This is a genomic window from Pseudomonas sp. LBUM1645, assembly GCF_059716185.1.
In genome coordinates this window covers 6,783,223-6,802,723 of the sequence record NZ_CP166811.1, presented here as the reverse complement: position 1 = coordinate 6,802,723, position 19,501 = coordinate 6,783,223, and the positions used below count along the sequence as shown (strand labels likewise).

General features: G+C 58.7%; 17 protein-coding genes. 12 read left to right on the top strand and 5 right to left on the bottom strand.

From position 1 onward, the window contains the following. The gene (locus ACA079_RS31030; protein WP_008150402.1) at positions 1-921 is read right to left on the bottom strand and encodes an SPFH domain-containing protein; all 921 of its coding nucleotides are present in this window, start codon (positions 919-921) and stop codon (positions 1-3) included. A gap of 187 nt (positions 922-1,108) precedes the next feature. On the opposite strand from ACA079_RS31030, the gene ACA079_RS31025 reads away from it, so the two are divergent. Beyond that, complete coding sequence (locus tag ACA079_RS31025) at positions 1,109-2,089, top strand: hypothetical protein (protein ID WP_497704401.1); 981 nt, start codon at positions 1,109-1,111, stop codon at positions 2,087-2,089. A 5-nt stretch (positions 2,090-2,094) separates the two neighbouring features. On the opposite strand, the gene tfpB is transcribed toward ACA079_RS31025, so the two are convergent. Both tfpB and ACA079_RS31015 read right to left on the bottom strand, forming a co-directional pair. Beyond that, a complete protein-coding gene (tfpB, locus tag ACA079_RS31020) occupies positions 2,095-3,879 on the bottom strand; it encodes a type IV pilus assembly ATPase TfpB (RefSeq protein ID WP_497702007.1) in 1,785 nt (594 codons plus the stop codon). A 90-nt stretch (positions 3,880-3,969) separates the two neighbouring features. After that, positions 3,970-4,308: an ACT-like domain-containing protein gene (locus ACA079_RS31015; protein WP_497702006.1), complete on the bottom strand. Its 339-nt coding sequence runs from the start codon at positions 4,306-4,308 to the stop codon at positions 3,970-3,972. A 126-nt stretch (positions 4,309-4,434) separates the two neighbouring features. On the opposite strand from ACA079_RS31015, the gene ACA079_RS31010 reads away from it, so the two are divergent. Then, entirely contained in the window at positions 4,435-4,899 is a 465-nt protein-coding gene (locus tag ACA079_RS31010) for an Lrp/AsnC family transcriptional regulator (protein ID WP_046045137.1), read from the top strand. Positions 4,900-5,014: 115 nt separating this feature from the next. On the opposite strand, the gene ACA079_RS31005 is transcribed toward ACA079_RS31010, so the two are convergent. Continuing rightward, on the bottom strand, positions 5,015-6,382 hold the full coding sequence (locus ACA079_RS31005; RefSeq protein WP_497702005.1) for a CYTH domain-containing protein: 1,368 nt from the start codon (positions 6,380-6,382) through the stop codon (positions 5,015-5,017). Between the two features lie 157 nt (positions 6,383-6,539). On the opposite strand from ACA079_RS31005, the gene argE reads away from it, so the two are divergent. Both argE and argA read left to right on the top strand, forming a co-directional pair. Continuing rightward, entirely contained in the window at positions 6,540-7,709 is a 1,170-nt protein-coding gene (argE, locus tag ACA079_RS31000; RefSeq protein WP_497702004.1) for an acetylornithine deacetylase, read from the top strand. A gap of 257 nt (positions 7,710-7,966) precedes the next feature. Further along, complete coding sequence (gene argA, locus ACA079_RS30995; protein ID WP_074871805.1) at positions 7,967-9,265, top strand: amino-acid N-acetyltransferase; 1,299 nt, start codon at positions 7,967-7,969, stop codon at positions 9,263-9,265. Between the two features lie 111 nt (positions 9,266-9,376). On the opposite strand, the gene tauA is transcribed toward argA, so the two are convergent. Beyond that, entirely contained in the window at positions 9,377-10,366 is a 990-nt protein-coding gene (gene tauA, locus ACA079_RS30990) for a taurine ABC transporter substrate-binding protein (protein ID WP_497702003.1), read from the bottom strand. A gap of 350 nt (positions 10,367-10,716) precedes the next feature. Here tauA and ACA079_RS30985 point away from each other — a divergent pair, with 350 nt between their 5' ends. The 8 genes from ACA079_RS30985 (at position 10,717) to ssuB (ending at position 19,475) form a co-directional block, all read left to right on the top strand. Then, the gene (locus ACA079_RS30985) at positions 10,717-12,051 is read left to right on the top strand and encodes an OprD family porin (RefSeq protein WP_497702002.1); all 1,335 of its coding nucleotides are present in this window, start codon (positions 10,717-10,719) and stop codon (positions 12,049-12,051) included. A gap of 350 nt (positions 12,052-12,401) precedes the next feature. After that, positions 12,402-13,778, top strand: a complete 1,377-nt coding sequence (locus ACA079_RS30980) for an OprD family porin (RefSeq protein ID WP_497702001.1) — start codon at positions 12,402-12,404, stop codon at positions 13,776-13,778. A 295-nt stretch (positions 13,779-14,073) separates the two neighbouring features. Further along, positions 14,074-14,712: a peroxiredoxin gene (locus tag ACA079_RS30975; protein WP_129440176.1), complete on the top strand. Its 639-nt coding sequence runs from the start codon at positions 14,074-14,076 to the stop codon at positions 14,710-14,712. A gap of 334 nt (positions 14,713-15,046) precedes the next feature. After that, positions 15,047-15,640, top strand: a complete 594-nt coding sequence (gene ssuE, locus ACA079_RS30970; RefSeq protein WP_008150435.1) for an NADPH-dependent FMN reductase — start codon at positions 15,047-15,049, stop codon at positions 15,638-15,640. 101 nt (positions 15,641-15,741) lie between these two features. Continuing rightward, on the top strand, positions 15,742-16,707 hold the full coding sequence (locus ACA079_RS30965; RefSeq protein ID WP_415772117.1) for a sulfonate ABC transporter substrate-binding protein: 966 nt from the start codon (positions 15,742-15,744) through the stop codon (positions 16,705-16,707). 25 nt (positions 16,708-16,732) lie between these two features. Then, a complete protein-coding gene (gene ssuD / locus ACA079_RS30960) occupies positions 16,733-17,881 on the top strand; it encodes an FMNH2-dependent alkanesulfonate monooxygenase (protein WP_154856029.1) in 1,149 nt (382 codons plus the stop codon). An 8-nt stretch (positions 17,882-17,889) separates the two neighbouring features. Next, the gene (ssuC, locus tag ACA079_RS30955) at positions 17,890-18,672 is read left to right on the top strand and encodes an aliphatic sulfonate ABC transporter permease SsuC (protein ID WP_415758697.1); all 783 of its coding nucleotides are present in this window, start codon (positions 17,890-17,892) and stop codon (positions 18,670-18,672) included. After that, positions 18,669-19,475 carry an aliphatic sulfonates ABC transporter ATP-binding protein gene (ssuB, locus tag ACA079_RS30950; protein WP_129440195.1) on the top strand — a complete coding sequence of 269 codons (807 nt, stop codon included), beginning with the start codon at positions 18,669-18,671 and terminating at the stop codon, positions 19,473-19,475. Before ssuC ends, ssuB begins: the two co-directional genes overlap by 4 nt. Positions 19,476-19,501 lie beyond the last annotated feature (26 nt).

Genomic DNA, 19,501 nt, shown 5'->3' with positions numbered 1-19,501 from the left:
TCAGGCTTTCTTGTTATCGAACGTGGCCTTGACGATTTCGCCGATGCCGCCGACTGCGCCGATCATCGAGCTGGCCTCGAGGGGCATCAGTATCACTTTACTGTTGTTGGCCGAGGCCAGTTTGCCCAGCGCATCGATGTACTTTTGCGCAACGAAGTAATTGACCGCCTGCACGTTGCCGCCAGCGATGGCCTCGGACACCACTTTTGTGGCCTGGGCTTCAGCTTCGGCTTGACGTTCACGGGCTTCGGCTTCGAGGAACGCTGCCTGACGACCCCCTTCGGCCTCCAGAATCTGCGCCTGCTTTTTGCCTTCGGCAGTCAGAATCGCCGCGGCACGCAGACCTTCGGCTTCAAGGATTTGCGCGCGCTTGATCCGCTCGGCTTTCATCTGCCCCGACATCGCAGCCATCAAGTCAGCCGGTGGGCTGATGTCCTTGATCTCGATCCGGGTGATCTTGATGCCCCACGGCGCCGTGGCTTCGTCGACGGTGCGCAGCAACTTTTCGTTGATCCCGTCACGCTGGCTGAGCATCGCGTCCAGCTCCATGGAGCCGAGCACGGTACGAATGTTGGTTTGCAGCAGGTTGCGGATCGCGTGTTCGAGGTTGTTGACCTCGTAGGCAGCCTGGGCGGTGTTGACTACCTGGAAAAAGCACACGGCGTCGATCTGTACCGTGGCGTTATCGGCGGTGATGACTTCCTGGGGCGGAATATCCAGCACGCTTTCCATCACGTTGATCTTGCGACCGATGCGATCCATCACCGGAATGATGATGTTAAGGCCGGGCTTGAGCGTGTTGGTGTAACGACCAAAACGCTCGACCGTCCACTGGTAACCCTGAGGTACGACCTTGAAGCCCATGAACAGAATGGCGACCACCAGGCCGACAAAAAGTAAAAGCACGCTTCCGATCTGCATAACGATTCCCTGTTAATCAATAAAATTTCGATCGCGGGAGTGTAGCGGCGTGGGTCGGGGATAAGAACAAGTTAGTCACCCTTGGCATCATCAGGAGACATAAAAGGTTTCACTTCTGCAATTACCCCTGTGGGCTGGAGCCGTGTGGGGTTGTTTGGCACCATGGCCGATTGTTCTCGATGCATGGATGCTCCCCTTGTCTATTGACGCAATGCTGTATCTCACTGTGTTGAATGTGGTGTTCCTGTCGTTTGTCGGCCTGCCCGCACTGTTGATTGCATTGTGCGTTCCCGCCTGGCGCCGACAGATGTTGCGCCAGCCTCGCAGGTTCGGTGCGCTTGGGCTGGTCTGTTTGAGCGTTGTTGGCGCCATGTCATGCAAATACTGGCTGAACGCTGCCGACGATCGGGCGCGAAACCCGACACTTGAGCAGGACGTTCAAGTCGAAGGTCTACCGCTGCCAGCGGGCGCCAGGCTGCATCTACGTACGGTCGACCCGCTGGATCAATACGATCAGCCACAAAGCCATGGTCTGCCCAGCCTCTTTGCCGCCGAGTTTGCCGCACCGCACGCGATCAAGGGCGTCCACGTCACGGCGCTGGAAATGTATGGCCCCCCGTATGTGAAACTGCGGCTGGCCAGCGATCAGGTCGTTGATGGCTGGCCTTGTGCGGGCGATACCTGGGTGACTTTCGACATCGACGAAGAGACGCGCCTGCAACCGGATCGCTGGCGTTTCGAGTCCTGCACGCTGGTGGCGAACACAGAGCTTGGCGGGTTGACATGGCCATCCGGCAGCAACGTTCACCGTTACGGTGAGGAATACGACCTGAGGCCGTGGGGAAAGCGCGAGCGGGTTGTCCTTCAAGGTATGCCGTTGTCCAGCCCGACCCTGACCGTGAAGCTGGATAAACAGCAAAAAGCCGTGGGTTGGGAGGGGCAGTTAGACGAGAGGACAACCTTGGGTGATTGGCAATACCTGCGGCTGACGAGGGTGCGCCAAGACGCGCCGCACACGCTGATGTTCAGCCCGAACAAAGGAGATCCCGCCTACAACCTGCGCACGGGCGAAACGCTGAAGGCGGGTCACTCGATCCTGCAGCGCAGTCCGGACGGTGCAGTGCTATGGATCAAGCCCAATACGGGATTGGGTCTGGCCGACTGGTAGCGCGACTATTTCTGCTCACTCTGCGGCGTCACCCGCAATACCTCCTCAATCGTCGTCAAACCGGCTGCGACTTTTTGTGCCCCTGACAACCGCAAACTGCGCATGCCTTCCTTGAACGCCTGACGCCGCACGGCCAGCAAATCAGTGTCGGGGTTGATCAGCGCTTTGACGCCGTCCGTCAGCTGCATGATTTCGTAGACCCCGGCGCGGCCGCGGTAACCGGTATCGCGACATTCCAGGCAACCGATGGCGCGATGTGCGTTGTTCGGCAACGGTGCCTGCCAGGGGCGGGTCAAGGTTTGCCAGTCTTCTTCACCCAGGGTCAGCGGTGCCTTGCAATGAGGGCACAGGGTGCGGACCAGGCGCTGGGCCATGACACCAAGCACCGTGGCTTTGATCAGGTAATGCGGCACACCCAGTTCCAGCAAGCGGCTGATCGCGCTCGGCGCATCGTTGGTGTGCAGCGTCGACAGCACCAAGTGGCCCGTGAGCGCAGCCTGGATCGCCATTTCAGCGGTTTCCAGATCACGGATCTCACCGATCATGATGATGTCCGGATCCTGTCGCATCAGCGCACGCACACCGGCGGCGAAGGTCAGGTCGATGTTGTGCTGGACCTGCATCTGATTGAACGCCGGCTCGACCATTTCGATTGGGTCTTCGATGGTGCAGAGGTTGACCTCCGGCGTCGCCAGTTTCTTTAGCGTGGTGTACAGCGTGGTGGTCTTGCCGGAACCGGTTGGACCGGTGACCAGAATGATGCCGTTGGGCTGGCTCGTCATGTCCTGCCAGCGGCGCAAGTCATCGGCGGAGAAGCCCAGCTGATCGAAATTCTTGAGCAGTACCTCCGGGTCGAAGATCCGCATGACCATTTTTTCGCCGAATGCAGTCGGCAATGTCGACAGCCGCAGCTCGACTTCGCCACCGTCCGGGGTTTTGGTCTTGACCCGGCCGTCCTGGGGTTTGCGTTTTTCCGCGACGTTCATCCGCCCGAGGCTTTTCAGGCGGCTGACGATGGCCATGGTCACTTGCGGCGGGAATTGATAGACGTTGTGCAGCACGCCGTCGATGCGAAAGCGCACAGTGCCTTGTTCGCGCCGGGGTTCGATGTGGATGTCGCTGGCGCGCTGCTGGAACGCGTACTGGAACAGCCAATCGACGATGTTGACGATGTGCGCGTCGTTGGCGTCCGGTTCCTGGTCGCTGGCGCCGAGGTTGAGCAACTGTTCGAAGTTGCCCAGGGTGTTCATCTGCTGATCGGCGTTGGTCGCGCCGCTGACCGATTTGGCCAGGCGGAAAAACTCCACGCTGAAGCGCTGGATGTCGACCGGGTTGGCCACCACACGCTTGATCGGCAGTTTCAGCACATGGGTCAGGTCGGCTTCCCAGCCGGTGACGTAGGGCTGGGCGCTGGCCACGGTCACCGCGTCGCGGTCGATGGAGACCGCAAGAATCTTGTGACGCTGGGCGAAGGCGTAGGACATCAGCGGCGTAATCGCTGCAACGTTGATTTTCAGCGGGTCGATACGCAGATAAGGCTGACCGGCCTGCTGCGACAGCCAAAGCGTCAGGCTTTCCAGGTCGAGGTGTTTACCCGGACGGCTGAGATCGTCCAGGAGCTGGCTGGCGATGAATTCCAGCGGGTGCATCTGGCCATTGGCAGCGTGACGGCGTCGAGCATTTAGCGCGTGTTCGGCCGAGTCCTGATTGATAAAGCCTTGGGCGACCAGTTCACGCAGCAAATCATTGAGATCCAGCCAGCGGTCCTGAATGGCAAGTTGAACGGACATGCGGGCTCCTCATGAACAACAGTTCGCAAAGGATAGTCGCGGAGCCGCAGACCGTTGGGCCACTACCCGACGAAGCCGTGTCGAGTTTTTTCAGCCCGCCGCCTGAGCCGGTTCTTCCCACATGCAATCAACCGCTTGCAGATCAACCGAACAGACGCTGATCAGGTTACGTAATTTTTCCGCGATCACCTGGGCGCGGTGCCAGCTCAAGCCGTCTATCACGATGTCGATCGACAGCAGATCGTCCATCCGCTGCACGTTGACTTGTTGCGGCGTCAGAAACTGCAAAGCGAACAGGTTGAGCGCCCGGCATAGCAGGTCCGGTTCGGCCTCGGCCAGCAATTGATAGTGAACGCTGCAATGGGCGTTGCTGACGTTCCAGACATCGGCGCGGGTGTGCGGGGTGTTGACGGCTTCTAGATGCGGCATGGTCGGTCTCCAAAATCACTGGAGGAATTTTTACATTCGGTGCCGGGCATTTCTTATCTATGATTGGGCTTATTGGCGATTATTCGAATTGCTTGATTCGGTAAGTTATCAATCTAAGGTTTTTTTATGCATAGCGAGCTGGATGGCTACGACCGCAAGATCCTCGCGTTGCTGCAAGAGGACGCTTCACTTTCCAGTGCGCAGATTGCGGAACAGGTGGGGTTGTCTCAGTCGCCGTGCTGGCGGCGGATTCAGCGGATGAAGGAGGAGGGGATCATTCGCGGGCAGGTGACCTTGCTCGACCGGAAGAAAATCGGGCTTAACACGCAGATCTTCGCCGAAATCAAACTCAACGCTCACGGGCGTTCGAACTTCACCGAGTTCACCGAGGCGATTCGCGGTTTTCCCGAAGTGCTGGAGTGCTATGTGCTGATGGGGTCGGTGGATTTCTTGCTGAGGATTGTGACGGCGGACATCGAGGCGTATGAGCGCTTCTTCTTCGAGAAGCTGTCGATGGTGCCGGGGATTCAGGAGGTGAACTCGATCGTGGCTTTATCGGAGATAAAGTCCACTACGAGTTTGCCGGTCTGAGGTTTTTGCGGTGGATGTGCAGGCCTCATCGCGAGCAAGCTCGCTCCCACATTAGACCGAGTCCATTCAGACAACTCGGTTAACTGTGGGAGCGAGCTTGCTCGCGATGGCGGTATTACATGCGCAGAAGCATCTTCCAGGCACGATTCTGATACACAGCAATCGCCTGCTGCTTACGCGCATCCAGCGATTCATCGGTGATCGGCTCGTTAGCCAGTTGCGCCAGTTGTTTCAGCTCACCGTACAGGCGATCCATTTCCGGGATGTCCAGCACGCTGCGGGCATGGTGCAGCCAAGCCTGGATGCGCTCGATGCGCGGAAGTTGCTCGGCCAGGTCTTCCGGCTGTTGCTGATAACGCTGCAGTTGCAGGGAGGTCGCTTCTTCACCCAGCAGACGCGGCAACCAACTGCCCAATTGCGCAGCGCCCTGGCGATTGCCGCGGACGTTGCGATCGGCAGCCCAGGTGCGGGCCAGCAACCAGCGCGAAGTGTTCAGCGAGAACAGGCCCCAACGCGGATCTTCCAGTTCTTCGAGGAACTGCTCCGGCGCGGCTTTGCGCACGTCTTCGTCGTCGACACCGGCTTGCACCAGCGGACGCCAGTCTTCGAGCAAGGCATCCAGCGCGACGCGCAGATCGTGCGTCGACTGACGTGGCGCGGCTTGGCCCAGGCTGCTCAGCAGCGCGCGCAATTCAGCCAGGTTTTCGACCCAGTCCTGCAACAGGCGCCAGTGGCCATTGAAGCGATACTGCTCGGCCAGACGCTGGCTGCTGCTCAGCAAGTGCCAGCTCAGCGCGGCGAAAGCGTCGTCCAGCGGGGTTTCAGCGGTGATCTGTGGCGCCGGCAGGCTCAACGAATAGCTGTTGGCGTCGTACAAGCGATAACCGCGTTCGGCCTTGCTGATGTCACATGGCATCAGGGCCAGGGTCGCGGCCAGTTCGGCGGCCAGTTCCAGCAGAGCGGCCGGCTCGCCTTCGCGTAGTTCAAGTTCCAGCTCGCAGATTTCTTCTTTCTGCTTGCCGACCACCACGTGGCCGAGGTCCAGCGCAGCTTCGATGACCACTTTGGTCTTGCCACGGCCCCAAGCGATTTCAGCGCGTTCGCGGACGAAATCGGTGGTGAAAATCGGCTTCAGGGTTTTTTTGTCCAGCTCGGCCAATTCTTCAGGCCAGCATTCGCCGTCGAGTTTCTTAACGTCGAGCTTGGCTTTGGGCAGGTTCCAGTCGTATTCGTTACGCTCGGACAAACCGGCGACGCTCTGGCCGCGGGTCTTGAGGGTCTGAATCACTTCTTCGCCATCCTTGCGCAGGCGCAGGGCAACTTTGGCGCGGGCCAGGTCGCGCTCAGGCGTGTCGAAGTACTGGTTCATCAACTCACGGCGTTCCCAGCCACTTTTGTTGCGTTTTTTCAGGAGCGGGTGCTCGCGCAGGGCAGCGAGGGTTTCTCGGCTGACGCGGAGTTTGATTTCGGTTTCTTTCTGCATGGCCGGAAAATCCAGGATCGGGAGCGCAGCCGGGGGGAATGTGTGGCTGCCAAGGTCGTGCAGTGTACAGGACTGAAGGTACCTACGCGCCGCAGCGGTTTATTCCTGTCGCCGGATGGTTCTATGATGGACTTCAATTCGGGAGTTGGAGTCAGCGATGCCTTTGCCATCCATGAAAGATCAGTTCGCTGCGCTGATCGCTACGCCGTCCGTCAGCTGCACCCAGCCCAGCCTCGATCAATCCAACCGTCCAGTGATTGATCTGCTGGCAACGTGGCTCGGCGATCTGGGTTTTGCCTGCGATATCCAGCAGGTCAGCCCCGGCAAATTCAACCTGCTGGCCAGTTTCGGTTCCGGCCCCGGTGGCTTGGTGCTGGCCGGTCACAGCGACACGGTGCCATTCGATGGCGCGCTGTGGCAGACCGATCCGCTGAAGCTGACCGAAGTCGATGGCCGCTGGGTGGGTCTGGGCAGTTGCGACATGAAGGGCTTTTTCGCGCTGGCCATCGAAGCCGTCATACCGCTGCTCGATCAGCCGTTCAAGCAACCGCTGTTGATCCTCGCTACCTGCGATGAAGAAAGCTCGATGTCCGGCGCGCGTGCGTTGGCCGAAGCCGGGCGTCCGCTGGGACGTGCGGCGGTGATCGGCGAGCCGACCGGGCTGAAGCCGATCCGCATGCACAAAGGCATCATGATGGAGCGCATCGACATCCTCGGCCAGAGCGGCCACTCCTCGGACCCGCGCCTTGGCCACAGCGCCCTCGAAGCCATGCACGATGCCATCGGTGAACTGCGTGGTTTGCGGTTGGCGTGGCAGCGTGAATTCCGTAATCCGCAGTTCAGCGTGCCGACGCCGACCCTGAACTTCGGCTGCATCCATGGCGGCGATAACCCCAACCGCATTTGCGGCCAGTGTTCGCTGGAGTTTGATTTGCGCCCGTTGCCGGGCATGGACCCCAATGCCCTGCGCGCGGAGATTCTGCAGAAGCTCAAGCCCATTGCCGAGTGGCATCAGGTGAAGATCGATTACGCGCCGCTGTTCCCCGAAGTACCGCCGTTCGAGCAGGCCGAGGATGCAGAATTGGTCCGTGTCGCTGAAAAGCTCACCGGCCATCTCGCCGAAGCAGTGGCGTTCGGCACCGAAGCGCCTTATCTTCAGCGTCTGGGCTGCGAAACCCTGGTGCTCGGCCCTGGCGACATCGCCTGTGCGCACCAACCGGGGGAATACCTCGAAATGTCACGTTTGCAGCCTACGGTGCATCTATTACGTCAACTGATTGAACATTACTGCCTGACACCGGCCAAAACGCCAATGCCAGTCAGTTAAACGCAGTCCCTGTAGGAGCCGAGCTTGCTCGCGATGGCGGCATTACATTCAACATCTATGTTGCCTGGCCCACCGCTATCGCGAGCAAGCTCGGCTCCTACAGGTTCACCAAGTCGTATACATTGCCAATGTCCCAACCCGTATTCATGAGGAGAGCGCGCGTGTCGCCAAGCCTGTTCCGACGATAACCATCAGCCCGCTGTGCGTTTTTTTGTTTCGCCCATTTTTTGGCTGCTATTTATTACAGGCCCAGGTTCATGCCCGAATACGTTAATTGGCTTCGTCACGCTTCGCCTTACATCAACGCCCACCGCGATTGCACCTTCGTCGTCATGCTGCCCGGCGACGGCGTGGAGCACCCGAACTTCGGCAATATCGTCCACGACCTGGTGCTGTTGCACAGCCTGGGCGTGCGACTGGTGCTGGTTCACGGTTCCCGTCCGCAAATTGAAACCCGCCTGGCTGCACGCGGCCTGACCCCGCATTACCACCACGGGATGCGCATCACTGATGCCGCAACGCTGGAGTGCGTGATCGATGCGGTCGGCCAACTGCGTATCGCCATCGAAGCGCGGCTGTCCATGGACATGGCTTCATCGCCGATGCAGGGCTCGCGTCTGCGGGTGGCCAGCGGCAATCTGGTGACCGCACGGCCGATCGGCGTGCTCGAAGGTGTCGACTATCACCACACCGGCGAAGTACGTCGGGTTGACCGCAAGGGCATCAATCGCCTGCTGGATGAGCGCTCCATCGTGCTGTTGTCGCCACTGGGTTACTCGCCGACCGGTGAGATTTTCAACCTCGCCTGCGAAGACGTCGCCACCCGTGCGGCAATCGATCTGGGGGCGGACAAGTTGCTGTTGTTCGGCGCCGACCTGGGTCTGATCGATGAAAACGGTCGTCTGGTTCGTGAGTTGCGTCCGCAACAAGTGCCAGCGCATCTGCAGCGTCTGGGCAGCAACTATCAGGCTGAGCTGTTGGATGCGGCGGCTGAGGCCTGCCGCGGTGGCGTGGCGCGCAGTCATATTGTCAGCTACGCCGAAGACGGCGCGCTGCTGACCGAACTGTTCACCCGTGACGGTGGCGGTACGCTGGTGGCCCAGGAGCAATTCGAGATTGTGCGCGAAGCGGCGATCGAAGACGTCGGTGGTTTGCTGGATTTGATCAGCCCGCTGGAAGAGCAGGGCATTCTGGTGCGGCGTTCCCGTGAGGTGCTGGAGCGCGAGATCGAGCAGTTCAGTGTGGTCGAGCGCGAAGGCATGATCATCGCGTGTGCGGCGCTGTATCAGATTGCTGATTCGGATGCGGGGGAGTTGGCGTGTCTGGCGGTGAACCCGGAATACCGCCATGGCGGTCGTGGTGATGAGCTGCTGGAGCGCATCGAAACCCGCGCCCGGGCGCAGGGGCTGAAAACCTTGTTCGTACTGACGACCCGAACCGCTCACTGGTTTCGAGAGCGTGGGTTTGTGCCGAGCAGCGTAGAGCGTCTGCCGTCGGCGCGGGCGTCGCTGTACAACTATCAGCGTAATTCGAAGATCTTCGAAAAAACCTTGTAACCTCAGGGCCCCCATCGCGAGCAAGCTCGCTCCCACAGTGGTTTTGTAAACGCCAAAGATCCCTGTGGGAGCGAGCTTGCTCGCGATCGGCTGCGCAGCAGCCGTCAGCAATCACTCAGTGACAAACTTCGCACTGACATACGGCGAATAATCCGGCAGCACCGTCTCGACCTTCCCTTGTTCCTTCAAGAACTTCGCCGTCTCGCCAATCGCCTTGGCCGTGCCGCCGTCCAGCAGCGCGGTGGTCTGTTGGGCCTTAGCATCCGGGAAGGTTGAACCGGCCAGCAACTCCGGCACATCGACGGCATTGGCACCGGTCAGTTTGGCGATTTTTTGCACCGGTACCGAGTCAGCAGTCCAGCTGTCTTTATGCGCGGCATAGTCGGCGAACGAGTCCAGCGTGACCTTGGCAAATTTGGCCACAACCTCTGGGTGCTTCTCGGCGTAATCCTTGCGCGCGACCCAGACTTCGAAGGTCGGTGCACCCCATTGGCCGACCTGTGCAGCGTCGGTCAAGGTCTTGCCGGTCTTGCGAATTTCCCCCAAGGCGGGTGACCAGACAAACGCACCATCGATATCACCACGCTTCCACGCCGCCGCGATTTCCGCCGGTTGCAAATTCACCACTTTGACTTTCGAGGCGTCCAGGCCCCAGTGCTTCAACGCACCCAGCAAACTGTAGTGGGAGGTTGAAACGAAGGGTGTGGCGATGGTCTTGCCGATCAGATCTTCCGGTTTATCGATGCCGCTGCCGTTACGCACCACCAGTGCTTCAGCGGCGTTGATCTGGGCGGAAACAATGAACGCAACGATCGGCAGATTGCGCGAAGCAGCGGCTGCCAACGGACTTGAGCCGAGGTTGCCAATCTGCACGTCGCCGGAAGCAATGGCCGTAACCACTTCCGGGCCGCTATTGAAACGACGCCAGTCAATTTTCTGGCCTAGGGTTTTCTCGTACAGTCCGTCTGCCTGGGGGACTTTGCTGGGGTCGATACCGGTTTGATATCCGACGGTGAGGTTCGCCGCCTGGGCGCTAAAAGAAATTATTAGCGATACACAAACTGTAACAATTGGACTGGATAGTGCGCGCTTGGTCGACATGGAGCTGCCTTTCGATAGGGATTGATCGTGAGTTACATCAAAGCTAATCGATCTAAAAAAAGGCTAACAAATACCATTTAGGAATTAGCTTATGAGCCGGTGCCCGTGTCCCGGCTCAAGGAGTAGTGCGGAGCTAAATTCCTAAACGGTATGAAAAAGAATTGGGTGATTCTTTTTGGGTTTATGGCCCGACAAGGAAGGAATTTATTGGGGATTAGACCATGGTCGTAGACACACAAAGTTACGATTGACTTGTGGGTCACGGTCTGGCGCTAATCGCGGATCTTAGGATCCCGGGCATACGACCCAGGACCAGGAACACAAGAATTAGAAACGAGAGGAGCGAAACAATGAACAAGTCCACCTTGGCTCTGGGTGTGGCCGTGGCCGTCGGGGTTTTAGCGCAGCAGGCAGGCGCCGCGGGTTTCCTGGAAGACAGCAAAGCTTCCGTCAGTTCTCGCACCATGTATTACAACAACGATAATCGGGATGGCGGCGCGGATCAGAGAGAGACCGCTGAAGGCCTCAAATTCGATTATTTGTCCGGCTTCACCCAAGGCACTGTCGGCTTCGGTATCGACGCCCAGGCCCTCGTCGGTATCCATCTGGACGGTGGCAAGGGCCATCACCCGGATCCCAACACTTTCTTCCCAAGCGACACCGACCATTCGGCCGTGGACGAGTGGAGCCGCGCGGCAGCCAACGTCAAGGCCCGCTTCTCGAAGACCGAAGCCCACCTGGGTGGCGCTCTGCAACCGAACATGCCGATCCTGGTTGCGAACGACAGCCGCCTGCTGCCACAGACCTTTGACGGTGGCACCATCACCTCGAAGGAAATCGACAACGTGACCCTCAACGCGGGTCAGTTGGAGCACTCGGCGGGTCGCGCCTCTTCAAACTCCACCGGCCTGGCCGTGGCTGGCGGTCTTCAGGACAGCAATCAGTTCCGTTACGCCGGTGCTGACTGGAAGGTCACCAAGGACCTCACCCTGCAGTACTACCACTCGAATCTGAAGGATTACTACAAGCAGGACTTCCTTGGTCTGATTCACGTTTTCCCGATCGACGCCAAACAGTCCTTCAAGACAGACCTGCGTTATTTTGACAGCAGCTCCGATGGCAAGAATGGCGATCCAGGCTATTTTTTCAATAACAATGGTGGCTTTGCGAAGAACCCAAACGAGGTCGATAACAAGACCTGGAGCGCCATGTTCACCTACACCCTGGGTGGCAACGCTTTCCTGCTCGGTCACCAGCGCGTCAACGATGACGGCGGTTTCGTCTACCTGAACCAGGGCAACGTTGTTGATGGCAATGGTCGTCCGGAATCGAACGGAGGCACGAGCTTCTACCTGTTCACCGACTCCATGATTAACGGTTTTGTCCGTGCCGGTGAAAACACCACCTTCGGCCAGTACTCCTATGACTTCGCTGCGCTGGGTGTGCCGGGCCTGAAAACCTCGATAGCCTACCTACATGGCGACAACATCAAAGCTAAAAACGGTGTTGGCAGCGATATGTCCGAGTGGGAACGCGACATGCGGATCGACTACACCATCCAGCAGGGCGCCCTCAAAGGTTTCGGCGTAACGCTGCGAAATGGTGTCTACCGTGGCAGCCAAATCGATATCCCTGACCAGGACCAGACCCGCCTGATCTTCAACTACACCTACAGCTTCCTCTAAAAGCCACCACGAAAAGCCTCGCCTGCAAGCGAGGTTTTTTTGTGTTTCTCAATATTCCAATTAGAGCTTACGTAGTAATTTTTTATTCTTTTTAGCTTTTAAGCCAAACACCTAAAGTGGGTGGCTTACGAGCCGATACCTTGGGTCCCGACTCAGAGTAATAGCGCGAAGCTATATTCCTGAATGGCATGAAAAATGATGAAATAATTCTTTTTGTGTTTATCATGCGGGCAAAAATTACAGGGGTCAGGCCATCGCCGTAGTCACACGGTCTGGCACTCACCGAGCATTTCAGGATCCAGGGCATTCGACCCAGGACCTCAAAAATTAGAAACGATAGGAGCGAAACAATGAACAAGTCCACCTTGGCCCTGGCTGTGGCCGTAGGGGTTTTGGCGCAGCAGGCAGGCGCCGCCGGTTTCATCGAAGACAGCAAAGCTACTTTGGGGCTGCGTAACTTCTACATTAACAACGATAACCGTGACAGTGCTGCTGGCACTCCTGCCAACAAGGCTAACGGCGTTCAGAGCAAAAACGAAGAATGGGGCCAAGGCTTCGACCTGCGTTTCATCTCCGGCTACACCCAAGGCACCGTTGGCTTCGGTATTGATGCTATTGGCCTGCTGGGTGTGCGTCTGGATTCGGGCGGCGGCACTAACGGCGCCACTTCGACTTCTTACGGCGGCACTGTTTTCCCAAGCAAGTCCAACGGCGAAGCGGTTGATAACTTCTCCAGCCTGGGCCTGACTGCCAAAGCCAAGATTTCCCAGACCGAACTGAAATTGGGCACTCTGCAGCCAAAACTGCCAGTTATCGTGACCAACGATGGCCGTCTGCTGCCGCAAACCTTTCAAGGTGGTCAGATCACCTCGAACGAGATCAAAGACCTGACACTGGTTGGTGGTCAGATCGAGCACGCCAAGGGTCGTAACTCCAGCAACAACGAAGAGTTGTCGATTGCTGGTGCGAACTCTCCCACCGCTTCCGGCCGTGACAGCAACAAGTTCATCTACGGTGGTGGCGACTACAAGATCACCAAAGACCTGACTGCCCAGTACTACTACGGCAACCTGGAAGATTTCTACAAGCAGCATTTCCTGGGTCTGGTTCACAACTGGTCGATCGGTCCTGGTGTGTTGAAGTCTGACTTGCGTTACTTCAACAGCTCTGACGATGGTGCCAACGGCCACGACTCTGCTTACTACAGCACCGGTAACTATCAGGGCTTCCGCGCTGGTAAAGGCAAGGTCGACAACAACTTGTACAGCGGCCTTTTCCTGTACTCGGTTGCCGGTCACACCTTTGGTGGCGGTTACCAGGTCAGCAACGGTAGCAGCGATTTCCCTTGGCTGAACCAGGGTGATGGCTCGTCGGCTTACATCATTACCGACTCGCAGATTGCCAAATTCGCTCGCGCCGGCGAACGTACCTGGCAAGCTCGCTACTCGTATGACTTCGCCAAGGTTGGCCTGCCAGGCGCTACTGCCGGCATCGTTTACCTGCGTGGCGACAACATCGACACCATCAGCAGCACCAGCACCGCAGTGGCCGGCTCCGGCCGTTCCGAGTGGGAACGCGACCTGACCCTGGCGTACGTAGTCCAGGAAGGCGCACTGAAAAACCTGGGCTTCACATGGAAAAACGCCATGTGGCGCAACGACGTCCCGGGCCAACGCGACCAGGACGAAAACCGACTGATCGTCAGCTACTCGATCCCGCTGTTGTAATAGCGCTCGCGTAACCGCTGAAAAAAAAGCCCCGCCCGGCATCTCGCCGGGCGGGGCTTTTGCGTTTTCAAGTCAGGCTCACCCCCGTAAACCCTCCTCGAAGTTTCCCTCTTTGTGCAGCAACTCAAGGCCTTCTCGAACCTTGTGGGCGATAGTCGTCCTGACCGCTGTCGAGGTCCAGTGAACACATTTTTAATATTCATTTGCGTTCTAAACAAATCGATATTTATTCTTTTTAATGAATAAGAAATGCAGGCACAGTTGACCTCAACAAGCACTCACCAGGAGCAGCACCATGAGCCTCAGACTGGGCGATATCGCCCCCGACTTTGAACAGGATTCCAGCGCCGGCACCCTCCGTTTCCACGAATGGCTGGGCGATAGCTGGGGCGTGCTGTTTTCCCATCCGGCGGACTTCACCCCGGTGTGCACCACCGAGTTGGGCTTCACTGCCAAGCTCAAGGACGAGTTTGCGCAGCGCGGTGTGAAAGCCATTGCCCTGTCCGTGGACCCGGTGGACTCGCACCACAAGTGGATCGAGGACATCAACGAAACCCAGAACACCCTCGTCAACTTCCCGATTCTTGCCGACGCCGACCGCAAGGTCTCGGACCTCTACGACCTGATCCACCCGAACGCCAACGACACCCTGACTGTGCGTTCGCTGTTCGTGATCGACCCGAACAAAAAGGTTCGACTGACCATCACCTACCCAGCGAGCACCGGCCGTAACTTCCATGAAATCCTGCGGGTTATCGACTCGCTGCAACTCACCGACAACTACAAGGTGGCCACCCCGGCCAACTGGCAGGACGGTGATGAAGTAGTGATCGTGCCGTCGCTCAAGGACGAAGACGAAATCAAAAAACGCTTTCCCAAGGGCTATCGCGCGGTGAAGCCGTACCTGCGTCTGACGCCACAACCTAATCGCTAAACCGTTGGCTTTCGCGGCGTTGCTTAAACCGCTATCGCGAGCAAGCTCGCTCCCACATTGGATTGCGCTTTACCTGTGGGAGCGAGCTTGCTCGCGATGACGGCATACCAGGCACCGCAGGGTTCAGATTGAACCGCATCCACAAAGCAGGGGATTTCAGGTCGTTTTTACGGCCTATTTTTTTGCCCGGGAAAAGGCATCTCGTATAGATCTGTAAAGAATAACCAAATGAATAAATATGATTTATGGATATAACAATCACCTGTTAAGGTCACTTCCATCAAAGCGAGATCGCAAACCGCGAATCGCCAACACCGTTCAAGGAATCCTCTGAATGCTGGTCGTCTCACTTGGTGGCAGTCCCAGCCAACGCTCCCGTTCCGGGGTGCTGCTGGAGCGCTCCCAACGCTGGTTGCAGGAGCAAGGTGTGGAAGTGGTGAGTTACCAGGTACGGGACTTCCCGGCCGAAGACTTGCTGCATGCACGCTTCGACAGCCCGAAGGTGATCGACCTGCTGCAGCAGATTGAAAACGCCGATGGCCTGCTGATCGCCACGCCGGTCTACAAAGCGTCGTTCTCCGGCGCATTGAAAACTGTATTGGACCTGCTGCCCGAACGCGCCCTGGCCCACAAGGTGGTTTTGCCAATGGCCACCGGCGGCAGCATCGCCCACATGCTGGCGGTGGATTACGCGCTCAAGCCTGTGTTGTCGGCGTTGAAAGCCCAGGAAATGCTTCACGGGATTTTCGCCGTAGACAGCCAGATCGCTTACGGCGAAGGCAGCGTCCAGGCGCAGTTGGCACCGGAGCTGGAAGAAAGACTGAATGAATCGCTGGAGCTGTTTTTCAGCGCCATGGCCCGACGGCCCAAGCCGATCGATCCGAACCTGTTGAATGAACGTTTGTTGAGTGCTCGCTGGAGCATTTAAGCCAGCACTTAAGCCACACCTGAAATTGATGTACTGGCCTTACTCGCCCGCTAACGGGCAAGCAGGTGCAGCCAAAACCCAACTGCAAAAAGGAGAGCGCCATGCGCACTGTCATTTTGCGTCGTGGTCTGGTCGCTCTGTTTGCTGCGGCTGTAACCTTCGGCGCCATTACTCAAGCTCAAGCCGAGACTCTTCGGATCGGTTATCAAAAGTACGGCACCCTGGTGCTGCTCAAAGCCAAAGGCACTTTGGAAAAACGCCTCGCCGCCCAAGGCGTGGACGTGCAATGGACTGAATTCCCCGGCGGCCCGCAACTGCTCGAAGGCCTGAACGTCGGCTCCATCGACTTCGGCGTTACGGGTGAAACTCCACCGGTATTCGCTCAAGCAGCCGGCGCCGATCTGCTCTATGTCGCCTACGAACCGCCAGCACCTCACAGCGAAGCGATCCTGGTGCCGAAGGATTCGGCGATCAAATCCGTAGCGGACCTCAAGGGCAAGAAAGTCGTCCTGAACAAAGGCTCCAACGTGCACTACCTGCTGGTCCGCGCACTGGAAGATGCCGGCCTCAAATACACCGACATCCAGACCGTATTCCTGCCGCCGGCCGATGCCCGCGCTGCGTTCGAACGTGGCAGCGTCGATGCCTGGGTGATCTGGGACCCGTACCAGGCTGCAGCCGAACAGCAACTGCAAGCACGCACCCTGCGTGATGGCCAAGGCATCGTCGACAACCATCAGTTCTACCTCGCGACCAAACCGTATGCGCAGAAAAATCCAGAGGTGATCAAGACCCTCGTGGAAGAAGTGCGCGCCGTCGGCGAATGGTCCAAGGCCAATCCCGAAGACGTGACCAAACAAGTTTCGCCACTGCTCGGCCTGCCGGCAGACATCACCCTGACTTCGGTAAAACGCCAGGGTTACGGCGCGTTGTTCCTCACGCCTGAAGTGGTCGCCGCCCAACAGAAAATCGCCGACAGCTTCTACCAGCTCAAGCTGATTCCAAAGCCGCTGAGCATCAAAGACGTGATCTGGACGCCTCCGGCGGCCGTTGCCAAAGCTCAGTAATTCGAATCCCTAAGGAGACCACTCCATGAGCCTCAATATCTTCTGGTTCCTGCCTACCCACGGCGACGGCCATTACCTTGGCACCGCCGAAGGCGCTCGCGCCGTCGACCACGGTTATCTGCAACAAGTCGCGCAAGCGGCAGATCGGCTGGGCTTCGGCGGGGTGCTGATTCCTACCGGGCGCTCTTGCGAAGATTCGTGGCTGGTGGCCGCGTCGCTGATTCCGGTGACCCAGCGTCTGAAGTTCCTCGTCGCCCTGCGCCCCGGGATCATTTCCCCGACGGTGGCAGCGCGTCAGGCTGCGACGCTGGATCGTCTGTCCGGCGGCCGTGCGTTGTTCAACCTGGTAACCGGCGGTGATCCGGAAGAATTGGCCGGCGACGGTTTGTTCCTGACTCACGAAGAGCGCTATCAAGCCTCGGTGGAATTCACCCGCATCTGGCGCCGCGTGCTGGAAGGCGAAACCGTCGATTACGACGGTCAGCACATCAGCGTGAAGGGCGCGAAGTTGCTCTACCCGCCGATCCAGCAACCGCGTCCACCACTGTACTTCGGCGGTTCTTCGGAAGCGGCGCAAGACCTCGCGGCAGAGCAGGTCGAAATGGTCCTGACCTGGGGCGAACCTCCGGCAGCCGTTGCCGAGAAGATCGAACAAGTACGCGCCAAAGCCGCGAAGCTCGGGCGCACCGTGCGCTTCGGGATTCGTCTGCATGTGATCGTTCGTGAAACCAATGCCGAAGCCTGGCAAGCGGCGGATCGGCTGATCTCTCATCTGGATGACGAAACCATCGCTCGCGCCCAGGCTTCTCTGGCACGCTTCGACTCGGTCGGTCAGCAACGCATGGCCGCATTGCACGGCGGCAGCCGCGACAACCTGGAAGTCAGCCCCAACCTGTGGGCCGGTGTCGGCCTGGTGCGTGGCGGGGCCGGTACGGCGTTGGTGGGCGATGGTCCGACGGTGGCCGCTCGCGTGAAGGAATACGCGGACCTGGGCATCGACACGTTCATCTTCTCCGGTTACCCACACCTGGAAGAGTCGTACCGCGTCGCCGAATTGCTGTTCCCACACCTCGATATCGAGCGCCCGGAATTGCCGAAAAGCGCCGGTTACGTCAGCCCGTTTGGTGAGATGGTCGCCAACGACATTCTCCCCAAAGCCGCGTCGCAGAGCTGAGGCGCACCATGAAGAGACTTATCCATAACCTTGCGCCTTGGGCGTTGCCGGTGTTGCTGCTGGCGGTGTGGCAGTTGTCGGTGTCGGCGGGCTGGTTGTCGACTCGGATTCTGCCGGCGCCGATCGCGGTCATTGAAGCCGGCGTCAGCCTGGTGCGCAGCGGTGAAATCTGGACTCACCTGGCGATCAGCGGCTGGCGTGCAGCGCTGGGCTTCGCCATCGGCGGCAGCATCGGTCTGACCCTGGGCTTCATCACCGGCTTGTCGAAATGGGGCGAGCGCCTGCTCGACAGTTCGGTGCAGATGATCCGCAACGTGCCGCACCTGGCGCTGATTCCGCTGGTGATCCTGTGGTTCGGCATCGATGAGTCGGCGAAGATTTTCCTGGTGGCGTTGGGCACGTTGTTCCCGATCTACCTCAACACCTATCACGGCATCCGCAACGTCGATCCGGCGCTGGTGGAAATGTCCCGCAGTTATGGCTTGTCCGGTTTCAGCCTGTTCCGCCAGGTGATTCTGCCGGGGGCGCTGCCTTCGATTCTGGTCGGCGTGCGATTCGCGCTGGGCTTCATGTGGCTGACGTTGATCGTCGCGGAAACCATTTCCGCCAGTTCCGGCATCGGCTACCTGGCAATGAATGCCCGGGAGTTCTTGCAGACCGACGTGGTGGTATTGGCGATTCTTTTGTACGCCGTGCTCGGCAAACTCGCCGACCTCGCGGCCCGTGGACTTGAACGCGTGTGGTTGCGCTGGCACCCGGCCTATCAGGTTGTTAAAGGAGGTGCGGCATGACGGCTCAACAACCTCCACGCCTGCTGCGCGGGATTCCGCTGGTGGTGCGCAAACTGCAAAAAACCTTTGGCTCGCGGCAGGTGCTGCGCGAGATCGATCTGCACATCCCGGCCGGTCAGTTTGTCGCCGTGGTCGGTCGTAGCGGTTGCGGCAAAAGTACCTTGTTGCGCTTGCTCGCCGGTCTCGACAAACCCACGGGCGGTGAATTGCTGGCCGGCTCCGCGCCGCTGAGTGAGGCGCGGGAAGACACTCGATTGATGTTCCAGGAAGCGCGTTTGCTGCCGTGGAAAAAGGTCATCGACAACGTCGGCCTCGGGCTCAAGGGCAACTGGCGTCCGCAAGCGCTGGAAGCGCTGGAGTCGGTCGGTCTGGCCGACCGTGCCAATGAGTGGCCGGCGGCCTTGTCCGGTGGCCAGAAGCAACGTGTGGCCCTGGCCCGCGCGCTGATCCACCAACCGCGCTTGCTGTTGCTGGACGAACCGCTGGGCGCGCTGGACGCGCTGACCCGAATTGAAATGCAGCAGCTGATCGAACGGCTCTGGCAGAAGCACGGTTTCACCGTGTTGCTGGTCACCCACGATGTCAGTGAAGCGGTGGCGATTGCCGATCGAGTGATCCTGATCGAAGAGGGCGAAGTCGGCCTCGACCTGCACGTTGAGCTGCCGCGCCCTCGGGTTCGCGGCTCTCATCGGTTGGCGGCGCTGGAAACCGAAGTCCTCAATCGCGTGCTGGCGTTGCCCGGCGAACCGCCGGCACCGGAACCTGTTTCACCATTACCCACGCAATTGCGTTGGGCTCAATAACTCAAGCCTTATCCACGACAGGAATC